Annotated in this window: 23 protein-coding genes and 1 pseudogene; 13 read left to right on the top strand and 11 right to left on the bottom strand. The window is 37.1% G+C overall.

The window, feature by feature from the left end:
- Positions 1-6: 6 nt before the first annotated feature.
- On the bottom strand, positions 7-1,128 hold the full coding sequence (locus LC455_RS18880) for a metallophosphoesterase (RefSeq protein WP_223593054.1): 1,122 nt from the start codon (positions 1,126-1,128) through the stop codon (positions 7-9).
- Positions 1,129-1,325: 197 nt separating this feature from the next.
- On the opposite strand from LC455_RS18880, the gene LC455_RS18875 reads away from it, so the two are divergent.
- On the top strand, positions 1,326-1,646 hold the full coding sequence (locus LC455_RS18875) for a hypothetical protein (protein WP_223593053.1): 321 nt from the start codon (positions 1,326-1,328) through the stop codon (positions 1,644-1,646).
- 40 nt (positions 1,647-1,686) lie between these two features.
- Here the strand turns inward: LC455_RS18875 and LC455_RS18870 are convergent, their stop codons facing one another.
- Entirely contained in the window at positions 1,687-3,861 is a 2,175-nt protein-coding gene (locus LC455_RS18870) for an MMPL family transporter (RefSeq protein WP_223593052.1), read from the bottom strand.
- A 199-nt stretch (positions 3,862-4,060) separates the two neighbouring features.
- Here LC455_RS18870 and LC455_RS18865 point away from each other — a divergent pair, with 199 nt between their 5' ends.
- The 7 genes and pseudogenes from LC455_RS18865 to LC455_RS18835 all read left to right on the top strand — a co-directional run.
- Complete coding sequence (locus tag LC455_RS18865) at positions 4,061-5,005, top strand: sugar-binding transcriptional regulator (protein ID WP_223593051.1); 945 nt, start codon at positions 4,061-4,063, stop codon at positions 5,003-5,005.
- A gap of 185 nt (positions 5,006-5,190) precedes the next feature.
- Complete coding sequence (gene deoC, locus LC455_RS18860; RefSeq protein WP_223593050.1) at positions 5,191-5,865, top strand: deoxyribose-phosphate aldolase; 675 nt, start codon at positions 5,191-5,193, stop codon at positions 5,863-5,865.
- A 23-nt stretch (positions 5,866-5,888) separates the two neighbouring features.
- A complete protein-coding gene (locus LC455_RS18855; protein ID WP_223593049.1) occupies positions 5,889-6,059 on the top strand; it encodes a DUF1427 family protein in 171 nt (56 codons plus the stop codon).
- Positions 6,060-6,084: 25 nt separating this feature from the next.
- Entirely contained in the window at positions 6,085-6,483 is a 399-nt protein-coding gene (locus LC455_RS18850) for a cytidine deaminase (protein ID WP_223593048.1), read from the top strand.
- Positions 6,484-6,587: 104 nt separating this feature from the next.
- On the top strand, positions 6,588-7,100 hold the full coding sequence (locus LC455_RS18845) for a DUF3189 family protein (protein ID WP_223593047.1): 513 nt from the start codon (positions 6,588-6,590) through the stop codon (positions 7,098-7,100).
- A gap of 21 nt (positions 7,101-7,121) precedes the next feature.
- Entirely contained in the window at positions 7,122-7,925 is an 804-nt protein-coding gene (gene proC / locus LC455_RS18840) for a pyrroline-5-carboxylate reductase (RefSeq protein ID WP_223593045.1), read from the top strand.
- 289 nt (positions 7,926-8,214) lie between these two features.
- Positions 8,215-8,475: pseudogene (locus tag LC455_RS18835) on the top strand (glycosyltransferase); the annotation flags it as partial.
- Positions 8,476-8,502: 27 nt separating this feature from the next.
- Here LC455_RS18835 and LC455_RS18830 read toward each other — a convergent pair.
- The 3 genes from LC455_RS18830 to LC455_RS18820 all read right to left on the bottom strand — a co-directional run bounded on the left by LC455_RS18830 (position 8,503) and on the right by LC455_RS18820 (position 10,809).
- Entirely contained in the window at positions 8,503-9,078 is a 576-nt protein-coding gene (locus tag LC455_RS18830; RefSeq protein ID WP_223593043.1) for a YitT family protein, read from the bottom strand.
- Positions 9,079-9,193: 115 nt separating this feature from the next.
- On the bottom strand, positions 9,194-10,180 hold the full coding sequence (locus tag LC455_RS18825; RefSeq protein ID WP_223593041.1) for an inorganic phosphate transporter: 987 nt from the start codon (positions 10,178-10,180) through the stop codon (positions 9,194-9,196).
- An 11-nt stretch (positions 10,181-10,191) separates the two neighbouring features.
- A complete protein-coding gene (locus LC455_RS18820; RefSeq protein ID WP_223593039.1) occupies positions 10,192-10,809 on the bottom strand; it encodes a DUF47 domain-containing protein in 618 nt (205 codons plus the stop codon).
- A gap of 308 nt (positions 10,810-11,117) precedes the next feature.
- Between LC455_RS18820 and LC455_RS18815 the strand changes: the two genes are divergently transcribed.
- Together LC455_RS18815 and LC455_RS18810 are read left to right on the top strand one after the other, a co-directional pair.
- Positions 11,118-11,822: a pirin family protein gene (locus LC455_RS18815; RefSeq protein ID WP_223593037.1), complete on the top strand. Its 705-nt coding sequence runs from the start codon at positions 11,118-11,120 to the stop codon at positions 11,820-11,822.
- Between the two features lie 171 nt (positions 11,823-11,993).
- Entirely contained in the window at positions 11,994-12,248 is a 255-nt protein-coding gene (locus LC455_RS18810) for a GlsB/YeaQ/YmgE family stress response membrane protein (RefSeq protein WP_223593035.1), read from the top strand.
- 37 nt (positions 12,249-12,285) lie between these two features.
- Here LC455_RS18810 and LC455_RS18805 read toward each other — a convergent pair whose 3' ends face one another.
- Entirely contained in the window at positions 12,286-13,209 is a 924-nt protein-coding gene (locus tag LC455_RS18805; protein ID WP_223593033.1) for an RluA family pseudouridine synthase, read from the bottom strand.
- A gap of 109 nt (positions 13,210-13,318) precedes the next feature.
- On the opposite strand from LC455_RS18805, the gene LC455_RS18800 reads away from it, so the two are divergent.
- Positions 13,319-13,717 carry a YhcU family protein gene (locus tag LC455_RS18800; RefSeq protein WP_223593031.1) on the top strand — a complete coding sequence of 133 codons (399 nt, stop codon included), beginning with the start codon at positions 13,319-13,321 and terminating at the stop codon, positions 13,715-13,717.
- Between the two features lie 191 nt (positions 13,718-13,908).
- A complete protein-coding gene (locus LC455_RS18795) occupies positions 13,909-15,651 on the top strand; it encodes a phospho-sugar mutase (protein WP_223593030.1) in 1,743 nt (580 codons plus the stop codon).
- A gap of 447 nt (positions 15,652-16,098) precedes the next feature.
- On the opposite strand, the gene LC455_RS18790 is transcribed toward LC455_RS18795, so the two are convergent.
- From LC455_RS18790 to LC455_RS18780, 3 genes are all read right to left on the bottom strand, one after another.
- The gene (locus LC455_RS18790) at positions 16,099-17,511 is read right to left on the bottom strand and encodes a SpoVR family protein (protein WP_223593029.1); all 1,413 of its coding nucleotides are present in this window, start codon (positions 17,509-17,511) and stop codon (positions 16,099-16,101) included.
- Between the two features lie 90 nt (positions 17,512-17,601).
- Positions 17,602-17,919 (bottom strand): DUF3889 domain-containing protein, encoded by a 318-nt coding sequence (locus tag LC455_RS18785; RefSeq protein WP_223593027.1) that lies wholly within the window; start codon positions 17,917-17,919, stop codon positions 17,602-17,604.
- 61 nt (positions 17,920-17,980) lie between these two features.
- Positions 17,981-18,958 carry a M14 family zinc carboxypeptidase gene (locus LC455_RS18780; RefSeq protein ID WP_223593025.1) on the bottom strand — a complete coding sequence of 326 codons (978 nt, stop codon included), beginning with the start codon at positions 18,956-18,958 and terminating at the stop codon, positions 17,981-17,983.
- Positions 18,959-19,094: 136 nt separating this feature from the next.
- Here LC455_RS18780 and LC455_RS18775 point away from each other — a divergent pair, with 136 nt between their 5' ends.
- A complete protein-coding gene (locus tag LC455_RS18775; protein ID WP_223593024.1) occupies positions 19,095-19,349 on the top strand; it encodes a YhdB family protein in 255 nt (84 codons plus the stop codon).
- Between the two features lie 92 nt (positions 19,350-19,441).
- Here LC455_RS18775 and LC455_RS18770 read toward each other — a convergent pair whose 3' ends face one another.
- On the bottom strand, positions 19,442-20,092 hold the full coding sequence (locus LC455_RS18770) for a response regulator (protein WP_223593022.1): 651 nt from the start codon (positions 20,090-20,092) through the stop codon (positions 19,442-19,444).
- A gap of 13 nt (positions 20,093-20,105) precedes the next feature.
- The gene (locus LC455_RS18765) at positions 20,106-21,221 is read right to left on the bottom strand and encodes a GAF domain-containing sensor histidine kinase (protein ID WP_223593020.1); all 1,116 of its coding nucleotides are present in this window, start codon (positions 21,219-21,221) and stop codon (positions 20,106-20,108) included.
- Between the last annotated feature and the right edge of the window lie 127 nt (positions 21,222-21,348).

Genomic DNA, 21,348 nt, shown 5'->3' with positions numbered 1-21,348 from the left:
AGGCTGCTACAACCCTAATTTTCTAATAAAATCTACTGTTTCTTGATGCTCTGGTCTTATGATTCTATATAAATTTTTATCATTTTTAACAAGCGGTTGCCCATTCTCATTACTAATAGCCCTAGTGGTGGAGGTCCCTTGTAAGACCGTCCACTTCCCAGCTGTCTTCTTGATTTTTAAATCAATAATACCAAGACGGTTCCCGAAAGCTCCAGCCATTACAACGGGTTTTCCATTGATTATGCCCTTTTCAATATCTGTGTTTGGGAGGTGTTGAAATACGGGGCCAGGGAAGACACTGTGTGAGTGGCCGGCTAATATAGCATTTATTTCTGGTAATTGTGTTAAATAATAGACAGCATTTTCTGTATCAGGATTATAAGGCTCACTGCTGATACCTGTGTGAGCAAGGGCAATAATAATATCTGCTCCTTTGGCCTTAATAATCGGGATAAATTCCTTTGCCGCATCAAGAATCGGTTTTGCATAGACCTTTCCTTCTAAATTTGCTTTATCCCATTTCATTATCTGAGTGGGCATGAAGGCGATAACCCCTACGTTTAATGAGTACTTATTTCCACTTTGGTCGACAACATTCTTTTTTAAAATCGTATATGGTGTAAAATATGGCTTGTTGTTTTTTACCGAAAAAACATTCGCATTTAAAACAGGCATTTTGGCCCCTTTTATCGCTGAGTTTAAAAACTTTAGTCCGTAATTAAATTCATGATTTCCAATGGCAACTGCGTCATAATCTAAATAATTAAAGGCACGGTAGACTGGATGCGTTTTACCTTTATTAATCCCCCTGATTCTGGCGAGATACTCACCAAGTGGATTGCCTTTTAGATGGTCCCCATCATCAAACAATAAGGAATTTTTAACCTCGCCTCTTGCTTCTTGAATAAGGGTAGCCGTTTTAACAAGGCCAATCCTGTTATCTACTTTTGTTTGATAGTAATCATAATTGACCAATGAAGCATGTAAATCGGTTGTTTCTAAGATTCGCAAATCGATTATTCCGCTATTATTTGGTTTAACCTCTTCAGCAAAAGTGCTTAACGGGTAAATATAACAATAAAGAAGAATGAACGTGATTAATAGGAAAGGAACCTTTTTTTCAAGCATTATTGTACCTCCTCCATCATTTTTCTACTGTTATTATTTTGCCTAAAACGGATGTTAATACCTTTTAAAGGGAGTAATGAAAATGGACAGAAATTTGTCAAAAACATTTGAATAAAAAACGAATTAAAGAGATTTCAAACATTAGGGAAGTGAAAATGATTTATAATGAAGCCATAAAAAAGTGGAGGTAAGGAAAAATGAACATTACAACCATTATTGAATTAGAAAATCAGGAAGTCGAAAATATCACAGGTGCTAAATTAGTGTTTACTCAAGAACAAATTGATGAAAATATTATCGAAACATGTGTAGATTGCTTACAAATGGAGGATTCAGAAAAAATGATTACCACAGAGGAGGCAATGCAACTAGTATTTGAACAATTACAGGAAAGGGGACTCATTCCAGCAAAAGTTGAGGATTTTTCGTATGAAATGCCATCATGTGAGCGTTTAAAAAGAAAAACTGAAAGTGAGACAGATTTACCACAAAAAGTAATCCTTTCATTTATGTCTTAAAAGAAGTCCTTGATAAAGGGGAAAAGCCAGCCTTGAAAAGTCAGGCTGGCTTTTTTCGTTTCTCCAATTGATTTTTGTTTTTGATTCCAAAGAACCACCAGTTCCAGTCACCAAGAAGCTTCATTAAGGCAGGGACAAGAACCATCCTGACAAGGGTCGCATCAATAAAAATGGCTGTAGCAATGCCAACACCCAATTGCTTTATTGGCATAACTCCTGTAAAAGCGAAGGCCCCTGTTACAACAATCATGATAGCAGCCGCTGACGTAATAATCTTGCTTGTATAGGTTAAGCCATAGATTGTCGCCTCGCTGTTATTACCTGTTTCTAGATAAAACTCTTGAATTCTCGAGATAAGAAAGACCTCATAATCCATTGAAAGCCCAAAGACAAGAGTAAAAACAAATACTGGTAAAATTAAGGCAATATTTGCAGGTGTCATACCCAAATGGCCTTGTTGAAATATCCAAACGACAATGCCAAACGTGCAGCCAAGGCTTAATATATTCATTAAGATTGCTTTTATTGGAATAAGAATTGATCGAAATGCCGCCATCAAAATCACAAGTGTGGAAATAACAATTAAAAGTAATCCATAAGGTGCTTTTTTATAAATTTCCGTAAAGATTTCTTGTTCAAATTTTATCGAGCCGCCAAAAAAAGCTTTCAAGCCTAAATCTTTTGTTGACCATTTTTCAACCCAAGCTCGAGCTTTTGAAGAATGCTCACTAGTTTTTAAATAAACCTCAAAAAGCATTTTATTATCTTTTATAAAATAGTCTATTATCGGTGCAACCTTAGATTTGTCCCCATTGGTTAAAAACTGAAGGAGCTGGTCTGAGTCGTTTATTCCTGTTACTGAAAATGGGGAATTAACAGTATTGACGAGAGGATCTTCCTCAATTCGATTTATTACCTGACCAATTTTATTAAAATTGTTCTTTTCAAAGATTTTTCCATTCGTGGTTAAGACGATGGTTACTTTTTTCTCGTCTCGTTTCTCCTTAGCGATAAATTGATGCTTGAAGGTTTCTAATGCTACTCTTGAAGGATATTTTGCCGGCAATGAATCTGTCCCAGGGATGGTTAAGACCATCTGCTTAACTGGAATAAGGCCGGACAGAAGAATTGCAAGTGCCGTAATCGACATGAGAACAGGACGCCGCATCACAAATTTAGCGAACTTATACCATAAACTAGTTTGTTTATCTGTAACAGGCAGTAAACTTAATTTATTTACCTTTTTTCCTAATATAGACAAAATGGCAGGGAGAAAGGTTAAAGCGCACAGAGCAGATAAAAATACAACTGTCATTCCGCCCAAGGCAACATTTTGAAAAATATCAATCTTGATAAACCAAAGCCCAGATAAACCAATAAACACACAAAGTCCTGAAAAGATAATTGAACGGCCGGCGGTTTCCACTGTTATCTCAATTGCTTCTTGAATTGGTTTCGTATCGATTTCCTCTTTAAAGCGGTTTATTAATAACAACGCAAAATCAATGCTTAAAGCCAGACCAATCATCGGGACAATATTTAAAATAAAAATAGTTAAATCAGCACCATAGCTAAAAAAATAAACAGCTCCCATAGTTGTTAAGATGGAAACCACTCCAATAACAAGTGGAAGAGAGGCAGCCACAAGACCGCCAAAAGCTAGGATAAGGACAATGAGGGCAATTGGCAGGCCAATCATTTCAGCTTTTGCGAGATCTTCCTGACTTGCGGTATTTAAATCTTGGACGATTATTGGTTCTCCGGTTATGGTAACCTTTAATCCGTTTTTATTATTTAGGAACTTTTTTAATTCATCAATTTCATTACCAAGGCTTTCGGCTTTTTTGTTAAAAGTGAGCAGCCCATAGGCATAGTTCCCCTTTAGCATTCCATCACGCTCAAAAGGAGTTGTCACTTTGTGCTGGCCATCAAAATTTCTCAATTTATCAAATGTATTTTGAATAAAGTCATGAAATTTCTCTTCACTTATTTGTTTTTCTTTTTCAAAAACCAAGATAATCGACGATTTGGGCTGACCAAAGTCCTGCTCTAATATCCTCCTTGTTTCACTGTAATCCCCTTTAAATTCAAAGCCGTTTCCACTTAAAACTGAAGGCAATTGTAATGCGAAAAATCCAAAAAAGATAATGATTGCTATCCATAATCCTAAAATCAATTTTCGCTTTTGGTAAATGTATAAGCCAAATTTTTTCAATGTATCACTCCTTATCCAAAGGAAAACAGTTGGTTAATAAATTTTCCCCTTATATCAATTTGAAAATTCACTATTTAATTCAACTCCTAAGCCGTTAATAATTAGAATATGTTCATATTGATTTTTACAAATGTAAAACTGTTATGACTATACTCCTTTTTTTGATACAATAAAGAAAATATCTTTTTAGGTGGGACCTATGGATCGAGAAAAATTAAGTAAGGTGATTGAAGCAGCCAAGTTATATTATTTACTGGATTATAATCAAAACGAGATAGCAAAAGTTTTAGGTGTCTCCCGCCCGACAGTATCCAGGTTATTACAGCAAGCAAAAAGTGATGGTATCGTTAAGATCAGCATCATGGACCCTACAGAAAATGTTGAAAATTTGTCAGAGCAATTAGAAAAAAAATTCAATTTAAAAAAAGCCATTGTCGCATCGATTCCGCAATTTGAAAACCACATCATCAAAAACTATCTTGGCGAAAAAGCAGCCCAATTTCTTGATGAAATTGTGAAGGATAATGACATTATCGGTGTGACCTGGGGAACAACCCTTTACCATATCGCAATAGAGTTGAAACAGAAATTTGTTAAAGATGTAAAAGTCATCCAGCTAAAGGGTGGAGTCAGCCATGCCGAAACGAATACGTATGCCTCAGAAATTTTATATCTTTTTGGTAAAGCCTATAATACGACCCCACACAACCTTCCACTTCCAGCTATTGTGGATCATGTGGTGGTAAAGCAGGCGATGGAGGCAGATCGGCATATTCGTAAAATCCTTGAACTTGGCAGGCAGGCGAACATTGCCTTGTTTACCATTGGATCAATAAAAACAGATTCTTTACTATTTCAGTTGGGGTATTTTACCGAAAGTGATTTGGAATCATTGTATGGAACTGCTGTCGGGGATATTTGCTCGCGTTTCTTCGATAAAGATGGGAGAATCTGCAACGAAAGCTTGAATCAAAGAACCTTAGGAGTCAATTTGAATGATCTAAGGGCGAAAGAGCATTCTATTCTTGTCGCTGGTGGCCCAAACAAAATTGATGGTATATACGGTGCTTTAAAAGGCGGTTATGCAAATGTCCTCGTAACTGATCAATTTACTGCCCAATTTTTACTTGATAAAAAGGAATAATAGCTTAAAAAAAACAGCCTTGGAGCTGTTTTTTGTCTTTTATGTGAATAAATGATAAACGAAATTTACATTTGTTCATAAAAGTGTTTACAAATGTTCAATGTCTTTGCTATAGTAACAGTGTGATAATTAACCTTTAAAATTTTAAATAAAAATGTTTTAAAAATCGGGGAGGAATTCCAGTTATGACTCAAAATATTGTAAAAATGATTGATCATACATTATTAAAAGCAGACGCTACGAAAGAAGAAATCAAAATATTAGCAGAAGAAGCTAAAGAGTATTCTTTTGCTTCAGTCTGTGTCAATCCTACTTGGGTAAGTACTGCAGCTAAAATTCTTGCAGATAAACCTGAAGTGAAGGTATGTACCGTCATCGGTTTCCCGCTTGGCGCTTCAACACCTGAGACAAAAGCATTTGAAACCATAAATGCCATTGAAAACGGCGCAGATGAAATTGATATGGTCATAAATATTGCAGCTCTTAAAGATAAACAAGATGATTTAGTGGAAAAAGATATTCGAGCAGTTGTAGAAGCAGCTAATGGAAAAGCTTTAGTTAAAGTTATTATTGAGACATGTTTATTAACGAATGAGGAAAAAATAAGAGCATGTGAAATATCCGTTAAAGCAGGTGCAGACTTTGTTAAAACATCCACTGGTTTTTCAACAGGAGGCGCAACGGTTGAGGATATTCGCTTAATGCGTGAAACAGTAGGTCCTGAAATTGGTGTAAAAGCTTCCGGCGGAGTTCGCAGCCGTGAAGATGCACTGGCAATGGTGGAAGCAGGAGCTACTCGTATTGGCGCAAGTTCTGGAGTATCAATCGCTAAAGGTGAACTTTCTTATAGTAATTACTAATAATTAATGAGAGGGTATCAAATATGAGAGATGTATTAATGGCGTTATTAGCCGGCTTAGTTGTTGGAATGCTGTTTAAATTTTTAAAATTGCCATTACCTGCACCCCCAGTATTCTCAGCAGTCGTTGGTGTTTTCGGTGTATACTTTGGCGGCGTAATACTTGAATGGATTTTTAAATTAGTTCAACATTAATATTTCACGGCGGAGAGTGAGAAGGATGGAAGAAAAAGATTTAATGATCGAAGCGAATAAAGCGAGAGAGTTTGCTTATGTTCCCTATTCTAAATTTAAGGTTGGCGCAGCCCTTTTATCTAGTGACGGTCAAATATTTCATGGCTGCAACATTGAAAATGCCGCTTATGGGATGACCAACTGTGCAGAGAGGACCGCATTATTTAAGGCCTATTCAGAAGGGATAACTAAGTTTGATTCACTTGTAGTTGTGGCCGATACAGAGCGGCCCGTTCCTCCGTGCGGTGCCTGCCGTCAAGTGATTTCTGAGCTATGTGATGAAAATATGGAAGTAGTTCTTACCAATCTAAAGGGTGATATCCAAAGAATTCTTGTAAAAGACCTTCTTCCAGGTGCTTTTTCGCCAAAGGATTTAAATAAATAATCTCTCAAAAGAAGCTTTTAGATTTATCTAAAGGCTTCTTTTTTTGGTTAATCTTTCAATAATCATCCATAATAAAAATAGACAAAAGTATAAAGGATGATACCATGATTTATATCTATAATGATTATGGTGGGACACATACAACTGCTTTAGCAGCTGCATATCATTTAAAACAATTGCCACAATCGGAACAGAAATTGACGACGGAAGAAATATTAAATGTGAAGTATTTCAATAAATTAACGAAACAGGATTTTGGCAAGCTTATTTTTCACGGGGTGGATGAAGAAGGACATTCTGTGTACACAATTGGACGGAAAAGAAACAAATATGTAATTCCGGCATTAAAAGAAATGAGTTTATTGCTGCAAGAAAAATTTAAGTTTGATGAAAAAATCGTGTTTTCCAACACATCTCCAACGGTACCATTTTTAATGTCAATGGGAGGATTTTTTTCGAGAGGATTAAAAATTGATGTTATCGGAGTGCCTCTTTTAGTAAAAGGGGCGAAAAGATGTTGTGACAATGTTTATCGCTTAGTGGAAAATACAAAAGAAGTTGGGAGAACAACGTTTGCAGAAAATGTCATCATATTAGAAAATGAAATGTACAAGTAAGAAGAATAGGGTGTGGAGAGCATGAATAAAAAGATAGGATTTATTGGAGCGGGGAAAATGGCGCAGGCCATGCTGGGGGGAATAGTAAAATCAGAAGTGATTTCACGTGAAAACATCATGGCAAGTTCAGCAACAAAAAATACGATTGATAAAATTGCTGAGAACTTCCGGATTAGGACATCTTTACATAATATTGAAGTTGCAAGGTTTGCAGATATTCTTATCCTCGCTATCAAGCCAGAACTTCATACTTCCGTAATTGAGGAAATTAAGCATGAAATTAAACAAGATACAATTATTGTAACAATTGCAGCAGGCATTACTTTAGTTGATCTTGAACATGCCTTTGGCCAGAAGGTTAAAGCTGTTCGGACCATGCCAAATACGCCTTCCCTTGTAGGAGAAGGAATGAGTGTCATTTGTCCAAATGACCTTCTTAGTGAAGAAGATATAATGGAAGTTGAGCACTTGTTCAAGACCTTTGGAAAAACTGAGCGACTCGAAGAAAAATGGATGGATGCAGTGCCAGCAATAAGTGGTTCTTCCCCTGCTTATATTTATATGCTTATTGAAGCCATGGCAGATGGAGGAGTTCAACAAGGAATCCCAAGGGACAAGTCCTATCGTCTTGCTGCTCAGGCCATTCTCGGCGCAGCCAAAATGGTTCTGGAAACTGGTATTCATCCTGGCGAACTTAAGGATAATGTGTGTACCCCTGGGGGTGCAACCATTGAAGCTGTGGTTGCTCTTGAGAAAATGCAATTTCGTGGAGCCATCCTAACTGCGATGAAGAGCTGTACGGATAAGGTAAAAATGTTAAGGTGATTTTCACATTGGATCCATTTAAGCATCCTTTTTTTATAAATGGCTATGTTAAAGGGGAATGTTGATTTTTAACACTGTTGATTGGAGCAGAAGGCGCGAAGACTCCTGCGGGAGTACGGGGCAGGGGAGACCCCGAAGGCGCCAAAGCGCCGAGGAGGCTCCCCGGGACGCCCTAAGGTACGCGAAGCGCCTGGAGCGCAAATCAACAACTAATTTTAACAGAGCCTTATAAATAGGAAAAAATAAATCGGGAGGAGCTGCATTATTGCTGATTTGAAAGGTGAAAAAAATGGAACAACTAATTAGTTATGTTTCAGAGTTTGTGTTTTGGTATCCATTAATGATGTCTTTGGTTTGGATAGCGGGTACTCACTTATTTTTTAATTATCGTGAACAAGAAGACATAATTGATTTTGATCAAATTGAATGGCCGTTAATCAGTATTTTAGTACCATGCTATAACGAAGAGGAAACTGTTGAAGAAACCATACACTATTTGTCTAAAATCAATTATCCGAAAAAAGAAATTATTGCTGTAAATAATGGGAGTACTGATAACACTTTTGCTGGTGGTCTTCTAATGTGTTTCCGGTCTTTTTGCCACAGTTACAGTTGTCATGAGTCCAACACAAATTATTGTCAAAAGGGAATAAAAAAACTTTTCCAATCCAACTACTTGAATGCCGCTTGTTATAATCAGCCCGTCAATTAAGAAAATGATAATTCCTATATTAATGGAAGTAAATTTAGTTAACAGCTGGGCTAATAAATCCGTCCCGCCAGTGCTTGTTTCATAACGAAGCATGACGCCGATGCCAATCCCAACAAGCAAGCCGCCAATGACTGTACTTGGTAAAATGCCGAGATTGATTCTTCCATTAATAAAGGAAAAAAGATCAATACAAAAAGAAGAAATAATTAAACCATGAAGGCTGTAGAAGAAATAACGCCTCTCAAAAAACCAAGCTAAAACATAGAGGGGAAGGCTTAGAAGAATAATACTAAGTCCAGTGGGCCAGCCATAAAAATAATGAATGATTAGGCCTAAACCAATTACACCACCATCTAGCAAGTGATAAGGGACTAGAAATCCGTTTACACCTAAACTTAATAAAATTGAACCAATCATCATTGCGAATATTTTTTCAATCATAAGTTTCACCTCAAAACTTGTCCTTTTACAATAAAGTTATGAAGTAGTGACCTAATTAGAAGTGAATCCAATAAAAAAAGAGGAGGAAACAATCGTTTCTTCCTCTTTTTATCATTTAAAAAATAAGATTTAGAATAAAGTAGCAAATTCCTGCTAATACAGCAGTAATTGGCAGAGTAATAACCCAAGTTATGAGCATACGCTGAGCTGTACCCCATTTAACACCCTTAAGACGATGAGCAGAGCCAACCCCTAAAATACCGGAAGAAATAACGTGAGTTGTACTTACAGGTAAATGAATGTAGGTAGCACCAAAAATAATGGCAGCCCCTGTTAAATCCGCAGCAACCCCGTTAATTGGCCGTATTTTCATGATCTTTCCACCAACGGTTTTAATGATTTTCCAACCACCGATAGAGGTCCCAAGTCCCATGGCAATCGCACAGGAAGCTTGAACCCAAAAAGGAACTTCATCACTCTGAATCGTACCAGTGGTCAGAAGGGCCATTGTGATGATTCCCATCGATTTTTGTGCATCGTTCGTTCCATGTGAATAGGACTGTAATGCAGCTGTAGCTATTTGGATATAACGAAAGTTTCGATTGGTTTTTGTTAAATTAAAATTCTTAAATACAACTTTAAAGATACTATAAACGATGTATCCGACAACAAACGCTATAATTGGAGAAAGAATTAGTGCTTGTAAAATTTTTAAAAACCCGCCATAGTTAAGTGAAGCAAAACCTTCTGCAGCAATGGCAGCCCCTGCAATAGAGCCAATTATCGCGTGAGAGGAACTACTTGGAATTCCGTAGTACCAAGTGATTAGGTTCCATGCAATGGCAGCAATTAAAGCTGCTAAAATTACAATTGAACCATTGCCAAGGCTAAATGGATCGACAATATCTTTTGATACCGTTTTTGCAACCCCAGTAAATGTCATTGCCCCAATAAAGTTCATTACCGCAGCCAAAATGATGGCATGACGGGGTTTTAACGCTTTTGTTGAAACAGATGTCGCAATTGCATTTGCTGTATCATGGAAACCATTAATAAAGTCAAATGCAAGGGCACCAATTACAATTAATATAAGTAGAGTCATGTTTATGCTCCTTATGCATTTTTCATAATAATGGTTTCAAGAGTATTGGCAACTGATTGACAGTAGTCAGCAATGTCCTCTAGATTTTCATAAATTTCTTTGTATTGAATAATGCGGATTGGGTCTTTTTCAACAGTAAATAAATTTTTGATGGATTGTCTTAAGATATTATCGCATTTTGATTCAAAATCTTTTATTTTGATGGCGTGCTCTCTAATTTGAGTAAGCTTCTTATTGGAAAGAAGTACAACGGCTTTATCGATTTCATGAACACTTCCCTGAATGGCTTCTACAAACTTAACCATAAAATCATCAGCACTAGTTATAGAATACATTTCAAATAGCGCTGAACATCCTTCAAGTCCATCTAGGACATCATCCATACTCATGGCAAGATGCAGAATGTCTTCTCGTTCAATTGGAGTGATAAAGGCGTCATTTAATTCTTTAATCACTTCATGAACGTAGGAATCTCCTTTTGTTTCAAGCTCTTTCATTTTTTCAGAGAAAATTTTTAAATCACTTACGTTTTTTAATTTGTATTCTGTAAAGAAATTGGCACTTTCCTTTAAGTTAGCGGAAATATTATTTAATAAAACCGAGAACTTATCATTTTTTTTGAATGCCATGTAATTACCTCCAATATTCATATGAAAAGTTTGTACTCTTACCGAAAATTATTTTATCGGAAAGTTGTCGAAAAAAGAAACATATCTTAACGAAATTTACAAAAACTTAACATTAGAATTTTCTGAATAATACTTCATGTTTGATAGTACTTTTTTACTTTTTCCATAGAAATGTTTCATTATGTATGAAGTTGACTAATATCGACGCGGGTAGTATAATTATCTCGAATTAAAGATATTTGATTTTGAGATTGTGAAGTACAAAAAATATTGGGATACTACTATAAAAACAATTGAGGTGGAAACTGATGATAAACATTTATAAAGCTGAGAATAGATACACTGCCGACCATGGCTGGTTAAAAAGTAATTTTAGTTTTTCTTTTGCTGAATATTATGATCCAGCTAACATGCAATTTGGACCAATGCGCGTTTTAAATGATGATATTGTCCAGCCCTTAAGAGGTTTCGGGGCACACCCGCATCGTGAAATGGAAATTATATCCTTAGTTTTAAAGGGACAATTAAAGCATGAAGATAGTACCGGACGAAGTGCTGTGACGACCTTTGGCGGGGTTCAAAGGATGTCAGCAGGAACTGGGGTTATTCATTCTGAGGTAAATCCTTCAGCTACAGAAGAAGTAAACTTCTTGCAATTATGGTTTATGCCTGAGCAAAATGGTCTTTCACCATCCTATGAGAAAACAGAATTTGATGTAAATCAAATGAAAAATAAGCTGTTACCAATTGTATCGAAAAATGGTGAAGGTGAAAAAGTAGCTGGTATCCATCAAGATTTAACCATTTATTTGTCTGATTTAGATGAGGGCAGTGAGTTGACTTTTCAACAAGAAAAGAATCGGCGGATATTCTTCTTTGTGATTGAGGGAGATGTAGAACTAAACCAAGATTATAAGTTGAATAAGCGCGATTCTGCTCGGATAAAAGATACTACTGAATTACAAATCAGGGCTGTTAATAAAAGCAGATTAATGCTGATTGATTTACCATAATCTAGACCGGATTCTTTGAATCCGGTTTTTATTCTTTCTATGAGTAATAAAATAAAAAAAATTGGGTAATTTATAGGTACAGGCAGGAAGAATTCAATTTCTTCACCCACAGCCTGAAATGCAGGCTCAGACGCTTTAAAAATAGGTGAAAACTAAAAAGGAGTGTTCGTAATGGGCTTTATTTGGTCATTAATCGTTGGTGGTATTATTGGATGGTTAGCAGGTCTAATCGTTGGAAGAAATATTCCTGGTGGCATTATTGGTAATATAATTGCTGGATTTGTTGGCGCATGGCTTGGAACAATGATTTTAGGAAACTGGGGTCCGCATGTTGCTGATTTTGCCATCATCCCGGCGATAATTGGAGCTGCTGTACTCGTTCTCCTCCTAAGCTTCATCATGAGGGCATTTAGACGAGCCGATTAAGAAATCAAAGCCTCCCAATACGGGAGGCTTTATCTATTTATATCGAATATACATCAATATCATCAAAAATAACTGGAGTATCGATAAAAGGTGCGTGACAGCTGATTTTTTCATGTGTAAACGGATGGACAAATTCAAGCTTAGCGGCATGAAGGGCCTGCCTGTTTACAAGTGGTTTTCCTCCGTACAAAATATCTCCAACTAAAGGATGGCCGAGGTGACTTAAGTGAACGCGGATTTGATGTGTTCTCCCGGTATCCAGCCAGCACTTTACATATGACAGATTCCGTACTTTAACATCTTTTAATACTTGATAATGGGTAATAGCTGCCTGTCCAGAAGGAGAAACTCTTCTTTTGGTTGCATGATGGCGATCACGCCCTATTGGAGCATTAATGGTCCCTTTTTTTCTCTGTATTAAGCCATGCACCATTGCAAGGTAGGTTCTCTTTATTTGGCGCTCTTCCAGCATTCTATCTAAGATAACACCAGCTAAAACGTGCTTCGCAAACAAGATTGCTCCCGATGTATCCCGGTCTAAGCGGTGGATTTGGCGTACGTTTTTCATTTCACCTTTTGACAATAAATAAAAAGAGGCGGCATTGATTAAAGTGTTTGTTTCCGTATTTGTATCATTTGGATGAGTATTCATAAACGGCGGCTTATTGATAACAAGAAAATGATCATCCTCGAACAAAACATCGATTTCATAGTAATGTGGAGTGACCTGAATATCTTCTTCCTCAAAAATTTGAATTTGCAGTTTAATGCCTGCTGTAAGCGGCAAATTCCAATCTACACGATTCCCTTCCAAGCGGACCTTTTCTTCCATTCTAAAAGAATGAATGACTTTTTTTGGAGCTTTCCACTCATGGCGGAAAATTTCATCAGTTGTTTTGCCTTCCCACTCTTTTGGGGTAATGATTTGCAGCCAATCTCCCTGTCGTATTGTATTAAGCATAAGTACTCCTTTACTTTCTATTAATTACCACACTTTATTCTTTGGTTGTTATGTTATTCTTATCATATATATTACGATAGAATTATGCGATGGCAAAGGTGGGTTATAAGTGAAAATTGTTTTTGCCTCGACACCAAGTCAGGAGCAAGAAATTTGTGAACTTGTGAGGTATATTTACTCTAATATTTTTCCACTCTATTTTACTGATGAGGAAATTTTTCAGTTCGAACAGTTAAAGGTCCTGCATACTTCAGGGAAGCATGTTGAAGATTTTAGTACCTTAAAGGATGCCTTTCAGGTAATGACAAGCATTCAAACGATCATTTCCATTCTTGAGGCATCACCTCTTGATGAACAGTATGCTGCTTTATTTGATAAAAATGTTGCGAATCTGCAGGAATTTGGATTGTTTTTCCCATTTGAATTTGAACAGTTTATTGAAGCCAAGAGTTTGAAAAATACGATCCTTAGTATATACACGAAAGCAGATAACGAATTGCTCATATAAAAAGTAAAATGCCTGCATTTTTTGCAGGCATTTTACTTTGCATTTTTTTAATTTATTAAAATTATAAGGTAAAATAGTAATGGGTAATATACCATTCTGCGAAAATTGTCGGATTTTTTATGAGATTTTTAAAGGAGTAACATGTTATAACTAAGAAAAAATAAAAATTAGAATGAAACGGGAGGGCCCTCATGGACTGGAAAGAAGTAGCAAATAGTTGGATTGAATTTAAGGATTTGGATGTAGAATTACATAATCAATTAGAAGAAATAAAGAAAGAAGAAAAACTACTTGAAGAGGCATTTTATAAGAATTTGGAATTTGGAACTGGCGGAATGCGCGGTGAATTAGGTGTTGGGACAAACCGTATGAACATCTATACGGTACGAAAGGCTTCTGCCGGACTGGCTGCATACATAGAAGAACATGACTTAGAAGCAAAACAACGCGGAGTTGTGATTGCCTTTGATTCCCGCCACAAATCACCGGAATTCGCAATGGAGGCTGCCAAAACACTTGCCACCAAAGGAATTCAAACATATGTATTTGATGAATTAAGACCAACTCCTGAATTATCGTTTGCCCTAAGGCATTTAAATGCTTTTTCTGGAATTGTCATTACCGCAAGTCATAATCCTCCGGAATATAACGGATATAAGGTTTATGGTTCTGATGGCGGCCAGCTTCCTCCTGCTGATGCCGATATAGTAATCAGCCGGGTAAATGAAATTGAGAACGAATTATTAATCGAGGTCGACAGCGAGGAAAAGTTAAAAGCTGCGGGACTTATTAAAACCATTGGTCAAGAAGTGGACAAAGCTTACCTTGAAAACTTAAAAACAATTTCCGAGAATCCGCATCTTGCAGAAGAAACGGATCTTCATGTAGTATTTACTCCGTTACATGGAACGGCCAATAAACCGGTTCGTTCAGCGCTTGCTGCTTTAGGCTATAAGAATGTAACAGTGGTGAAGGAGCAAGAGCTTCCAGACCCTGAATTTTCAACAGTAAAAAGTCCAAACCCGGAAGAGCATGCGGCCTTTGAATTAGCCATTCGTGATGGGAAACGAGTAGGGGCAGATCTTTTAATTGCGACGGATCCGGATGCAGATAGACTTGGTATAGCAGTCCTTAATCCTGAGGGCGAGTATGTTGTTTTAACTGGGAATCAAACAGGGGCTCTTTTACTTGATTATCTCTTAACCCAGAAAAAGGCAAAAGGAACTTTGCCTCAAAATGGAGTTGTGTTAAAAACGATCGTAACATCGGAATTAGGTCGAAAAATTGCTTCCGCTTTCCAATTAGAAACGATTGATGTATTAACAGGCTTTAAATTTATCGCTGAAAAAATCAAAGAGTATGAAGCTACAGGTGAGCATACATACCTATTTGGTTATGAAGAATCATACGGATATCTCATTGGCGATTTTGCTCGTGATAAGGACGCAGTCCAAGCTGCACTATTGGCAACAGAGGTTTGCGCATATTATAAGAAACAAGGAATGTCCCTTTATGAAGGAATGATTCAGGTTTTTGAAAAGTACGGTTATTATCAGGAAGGTCTTCGCTCTCTAACGTTAAAAGGTAAAGAGGGAGCGGAACAAATTCAGCGCATTTTAGCCTCATTCCGAAACGATCCGCTTAAGAACCTTGGCTCATTGAAAACAGCAGTATCTGAGGATTATTTAACGGGACTTCGTATAAGCGGAAATAAGGAAGAAAGAATTGAATTGCCAAAATCCAATGTATTAAAATATACTTTCGAAGACGGTTCATGGGTATGTTTAAGACCTTCAGGTACTGAACCGAAAGTAAAATTCTATTTCGGAGTAAATAGTGAAAGTCTTAAAGATAGTAAAGCGAAACTAGCAGCTATTGAGAAGGACTTTATGGAACTTGTAGATCAAAAAGTCAAGATGGTGCAAGAAATTTAATAATTTAACAGCATCCAAGAATTTCAACAATATCCGATATCAAAAGAATACCCCCGAAAGGCTTAGGTGCCTTTCGGGGGTATTTTTTTGAAAATGGTTACTGGATTGAAATCGAAGTGGTAAAAGCGGAGGCAGGAATGACTTTACGTTACCTAAAATGTGGTGATGAATAGAAATGGTAACGTAGAAGGAGTCTACGTTACCGAAAACGAGGTGGTGAAGAGAAAAGGGTAACGTAGAAAGGGTCTACGTTACCAAAATGATGCTGAAGAGGATATAACGGTCACGTAGAAAAAGTTTCATTGCCCGAAGCGCATAAAAAAGAGTTTGGATGGTAAAATGAAAAGGCAATTCATTGCCCGTAGCGCCTAAAAAAGAGCTCCTACGGTATATGAAAGCCCAGCTAAAAAAGCCATCCCACCTAAAGCAGGATAGCTCACTCCAATATTATAAATATTTCCGATGTACACCTTTGCCGTCATAGGAAAACAGCATTTTTCTTTCCTCAATGATGGTTTCAATATGGACGGGTCTTCCCCAAAGCTGCTGAACGTATGGCAATACCTTTTCAAGATATTTCACATCTAATTCAACGCCTTCATACCAATGCTTTAAGTAAAGTTCACCATTTTTGAGGTAATCGCCATCATTAACGGTAATGTACGGAAACCCTCCATTTACCCGCATATTGACTAATTGATCGCGGATATGCTCCCACTGCTTATCAACAATCTTATAATCCCGTCCTTGCTTTTGGAAAAGATACATATCCTCTCGCATGACAAGGTCTTTATTCAAATAATTTCGTAAGAAGGAAATATCTGATTCAACCTCACGAACTTCAAATATTTTATCACGTCCAGAACCTGGCTGTACTCCCCTAAGCTTCATTTCTTCTGTTGGGTTATTGTAGCGCTCCTCGATATCTTCAAAAATTTTAATACCAAGATAATAAGGATTAATGCCTGTTTTTGAAGGCTGTACCACACCAGCATTTAATTTGGCAAATTCAATGGCTTCCCCGCTTGTTAATTCCAATTCTCGTAATATCCGTTGATGCCAGAAGGATGCCCAGCCTTCGTTCATGATTTTTGTTTCCAGCTGCGGCCAGAAGTAGAGCATTTCTTCACGCATCATAGTTAAAATATCCCGCTGCCAATCTTCAAGCTCTCTGCTGTAGGTTTCAATAAAAAGGAGCAAATCCTTTTCCGGCCTAGGTGGAAATTTCTTTTTCCTTGGCTGTGCAGGTTCCTGTTTTTCCTTTTCATCTAAACTCCATAGGTCATCGTAGGGAGTGATGATTGGGTTTTCCCCCGATTCTTCTTCTTGATCGCCAATTGACCAAGCAAGCTTTGGCCTCATCAACGAAGGATCAATATGCTCATCAATTGCCAATACTGCATCTAAAAATGTTTCTACTTCTTTTTTTCCGTATTGAATTTCATATTTGTGAATTCGTTCAGCAGTGGCGGCCATGCTTTCTACCATATCCCGCTTTGTATTTTGGAAACGGACGTTATTTTTAAAGAAATCACAGTGGGCTAAAACGTGAGCAACGATTAACTTATTTTGAATCAGGGTATTAGAATCAAGTAAAAAGGCGTAGCATGGATTTGAATTAATAACCAGTTCGTAAATTTTACTCAAACCCAGGTCATAATGGAGTTTCATTTTGTGAAATTGCTTTCCAAAACTCCAGTGTGAAAACCGGGTTGGCATACCATAGGCTCCAAAGGTATAAATAATTTCAGCGGGACAAATTTCATATCTCATTGGATAAAAATCCAGCCCAAATCCACTTGCAATCTCCGTAATTTCACTAATTGCATATTCTAGTGATTTGCGTTCTTCTCCATTCAATTGCCATTCCCCCCTTTTCCTCTTACCACAATGTATGAGGGTAAACTGGGAATGATGAGAAAGAAGCCAAAAAACAATAAGCAAGGCTGCTTATTGTTTTTGATTTTCCACGTTTATATTTAAAACCTTATTATTTGTGGCATCATGACTCACTCTTACAATCACAAAGAAGTTCTGGTTATTTTCTTGCACTTTAAAACGGAAACCATCCTCTACCTTTGTTGCATCAATTTTCTTCCTTCCCAAGTATTCATAATCTTTAATGGGGGCGCCTGGAAAATCTGCCTGTACAACTGTTATGGCAATCCTGCCAAATTTTTCATAGTCAGGCTTTTGTGCCTCTCCTTGTAGGTTAACATAGACTAAAAAACACAACATAATAAATAGGCCAGCTAAAAACTTTCTCAAGAAAATCCCTCCAAAAAAAAGCGTTTGAGAATATTTTGTCCAAAATGTTCTGTATTATGTATTATTTGGAAATTTCTTTCGCTTCTTGTGCAAGCTTTAGTCCCACCAATCGATTTCGTTTCCATTCCTTTTTAAAAACAGATAAAGGAGGGCTTGTCTCTCCAACAAGATAACTAATTTCAATCGTCATAGCGGGTTTGTGATATGTGGTGATAAACCAGTCAGTGAATCCTCCTCCAACCGCATCATCAGGGGGAGTATTTAATTTATATCCTGTTATCTTCGCAATTTTTTTAGCGATTAATTTATCCCGGACAAGATTCTTTCCATTTTTATATTTCCAAAAAATCTCTTCTCCAGCCGTATGATAAGCAACTGCAATGGAAGGATTAATTTCATTAATAAAATTGGTCAAGGCTATAACTTCTTTAGCTTGCAGCGGTTTTTTCCCTTTATAAAATTTATAAAATGGTTTGTTCATACTTGTATCTAGACTTTCCCATCCTGCGGGATATTGCCTGTTTAGGTCTATACCTACTCCATTTGCTTTCCATCTTTTATATCGTTTTGAATCATCATTCATATGGAATATTTGATCCTTTTGTTTCGCTGAAAATTGTTTAAAGTTGTGTTGTTGTATGGCAACACCATCTGGATTTAGCATAGGGACAAACCAAATCGAAATTTCGTTTAAAATATTTTTAGAGCCTGTCGTTTCCAATGCATGATAATCATGGGCATAAGTCTCCAGCATTTTCATTAAAAGCATACTCGTAAGCCATTCACGACCGTGATGAGAGCCAATTAAGACGATATTTTTTTCCCCGGTGCCAAGCTTAACCGCTAAAATATTTTGTCCAAAATGGGTCGTTCCGATTGTTTTTAATTCCATTTCTTCTTTATATTTTTCCTTCAATAGCTTAAGGTCATGTTCAAGGATTTCATAAGAATATGGTTTATTTGTTTTTACAATAGCGGCATTAGCTGTGGTTTGAAATGCAAGGAAGAGCACTATTAGTAAACAAAGATATTTAACCATATAACCTCCTAAAAAGAATTTATACAGGTAAAAGTTGAAAAGGGCATAAGAATAGGGTGTCCAACATTTTCTGTGAAAGTTCTTTTAAAAATGTCATACAATAAACTCAACTCCTAATAAGGAGGAGAGATAAAAAATGAATAAAGTGGATTATGACAGGGCGTTATATTATACGCATCGGTCAGAATGGGACAATTTACTGATTTTAATGGTTCGAACAAAAGATCAATTTTTATCCAAAAAGATTGAACAATTCCTGCATGCTTACAATTTTGAACGTGACTACAGTGTTCTTGAAAAGAAACTATATAACCTGCTTCGTTACATCGACCATGCTAATGAAACTTTTGAAGCCGATCCTAATGAGATACCGATGTATAGTCTTTCCTAAAAAAACAAGTGGATACAGAATTGTGTGAGAAACTTTTTTACAACCGGACCAAAGAATTCCACCAAAAAACACGGCTTTCCTTAAGCCGTGTTTTAACTGTTTTTTATGACACCATTTCGTACAGCATAAAGGGCAGCTTGGGTTCGGTCAGCAAGCTCTAGTTTAGCTAAAATGCTGGAAACATGGGTTTTAACTGTTTTTTCAGTAATAAAGAGGGATGCTGCAATGTCTTTATTGCTTTTTCCGCTGGCGATTTCTTTGAGGACTTCCAATTCTCTTCTTGTCAAATCTTCTAAAGGCTTTTTTTCTTCATTATTCTTTGAAGAGAATTGAGTTAAAAGATGAGTGGTTGCTTTGGGATGTAATTGATTTTCGCCTTTCATTAATTGTCTAATGGCTTTAACAAGTTCATCAGGCTCAATATCTTTTAGTTGATACCCGGATGCACCAGCTTCGATCGCTGGAATGACATGGTTTTGGTCAGAAAAACTGGTTAAGATCATGATATTCATGTCCGGATGCATTTCTTTAATTTTTCGTGTTGCTTCAATTCCGTCCATTACTGGCATGACTAAGTCCATTAGGACTACATCTGGTAAAAGGGTGCCTGCCAGCTCGACGGCTTCTTTTCCATTTTTCGCTTCCCCGATGATTTCGATGTTCTCTTGTGTTTTTAAGAAAAATACCAAGCCTCTTCGGACAACATGGTGGTCATCAGCTATAAGTATTCGAATGATACTCATTGTTCTTCTCCCCTTAGAAAGGTATATTAACTTTAATTATTGTCCCTTTATCTGTTTCACTTTTGATATGAAAAGTCCCCCCTAATGCTTCAGTTCGGTCCTTCATACTTTTTAATCCGAGAGATGGGAGTTCTTTTGTTTCGTCATAATGAAAACCGGTGCCGTGATCTTTAATCTTAAGGGAAATTCTATTTTCACTTGAATGGATAGAAAGATGAACAATCGTCTCCCCAGAATGTTTTTTACAATTCGCCAAGGCTTCCTGACCGATTCTCCATAATCCTTCCTCAATGGTACTTGGCAAATGGATTACACCATTCACATTTATGTTGACCTTTAATCCGAGCATGTCTCCGTAGCTGCACAAAGCACTGACGATGCCCTTTTCTAGTCCCCTTGGACGCAGCTGCCAAATAAGCGCTCTCATTTCGTTCAAGGCTTCCTGAGCCAAATCTTGAATATAGCCAAAGGTTTCTTTAACATCCGTATTCTTTGACATTTCCATACCGCCCCGTGCCGTCAGACTCAAGGAAAAAAGAAGCTGGTTGACGGAATCGTGCAAATCTCTAGCAAGTCTGTTTCTTTCTGCTGTTAAAGCAATTTCTTGTTCTCGTTGTGTCAGGTTTATTCGCTTTAAGGCAGAACCAATTTGCAGGGCTATAGATTCTAATAAAGCGAGCTCTTCATGGTTAAATCTTGTTTTATAGGGGGAACCCACATTCAAAAGGCCGAATTTTTCGTTTCCAGCTTTTAATGGGACAGTGGCGTGATGTGTTAATCCACATGTATCTCCCAGACCTTGTTCAATAGCAATCTCTAGCCGTTTACATTCGATGATATTGGTAGCTTTATCTAAGCGGCCATTATTGTAACGGTTAATACACCAGCAGTCCCCGCTGCACATAAGTGTATTTTGATTCTCTGTCAATGCCGGAGGTAAGTTTTCTTTCGCAGCCAGTACAAATTGGCCTGTTCGGTCAATCAGAAAAATCCAGCCTGTCTGCAAACCAGTTACATTAAGCAGTTTTTTAAGAACCTCTGTAAGGATTGACTGAAAATCAGTGCCACGGTTAAGAAGTTCGGCAATTTCTTTCAGTATTTTTAATTCTGATAGATGGTTTTCGTTCATTTAAAAGGCCCCCAGAAAATTCTAACTCTTCCATTATTATAACGCTTTATATTCCAAGGAGCCTTAGAAAAAAGTACAGCTTTTTCTACGACTAAAGTCTGAAATGAAAGACTATGTTTATGTTTTA

It is taken from the genome of Neobacillus bataviensis (assembly GCF_019969725.1).
Note: the sequence above shows the minus strand (reverse complement) of the source record. Positions and strands in the feature narration are given on the sequence as shown.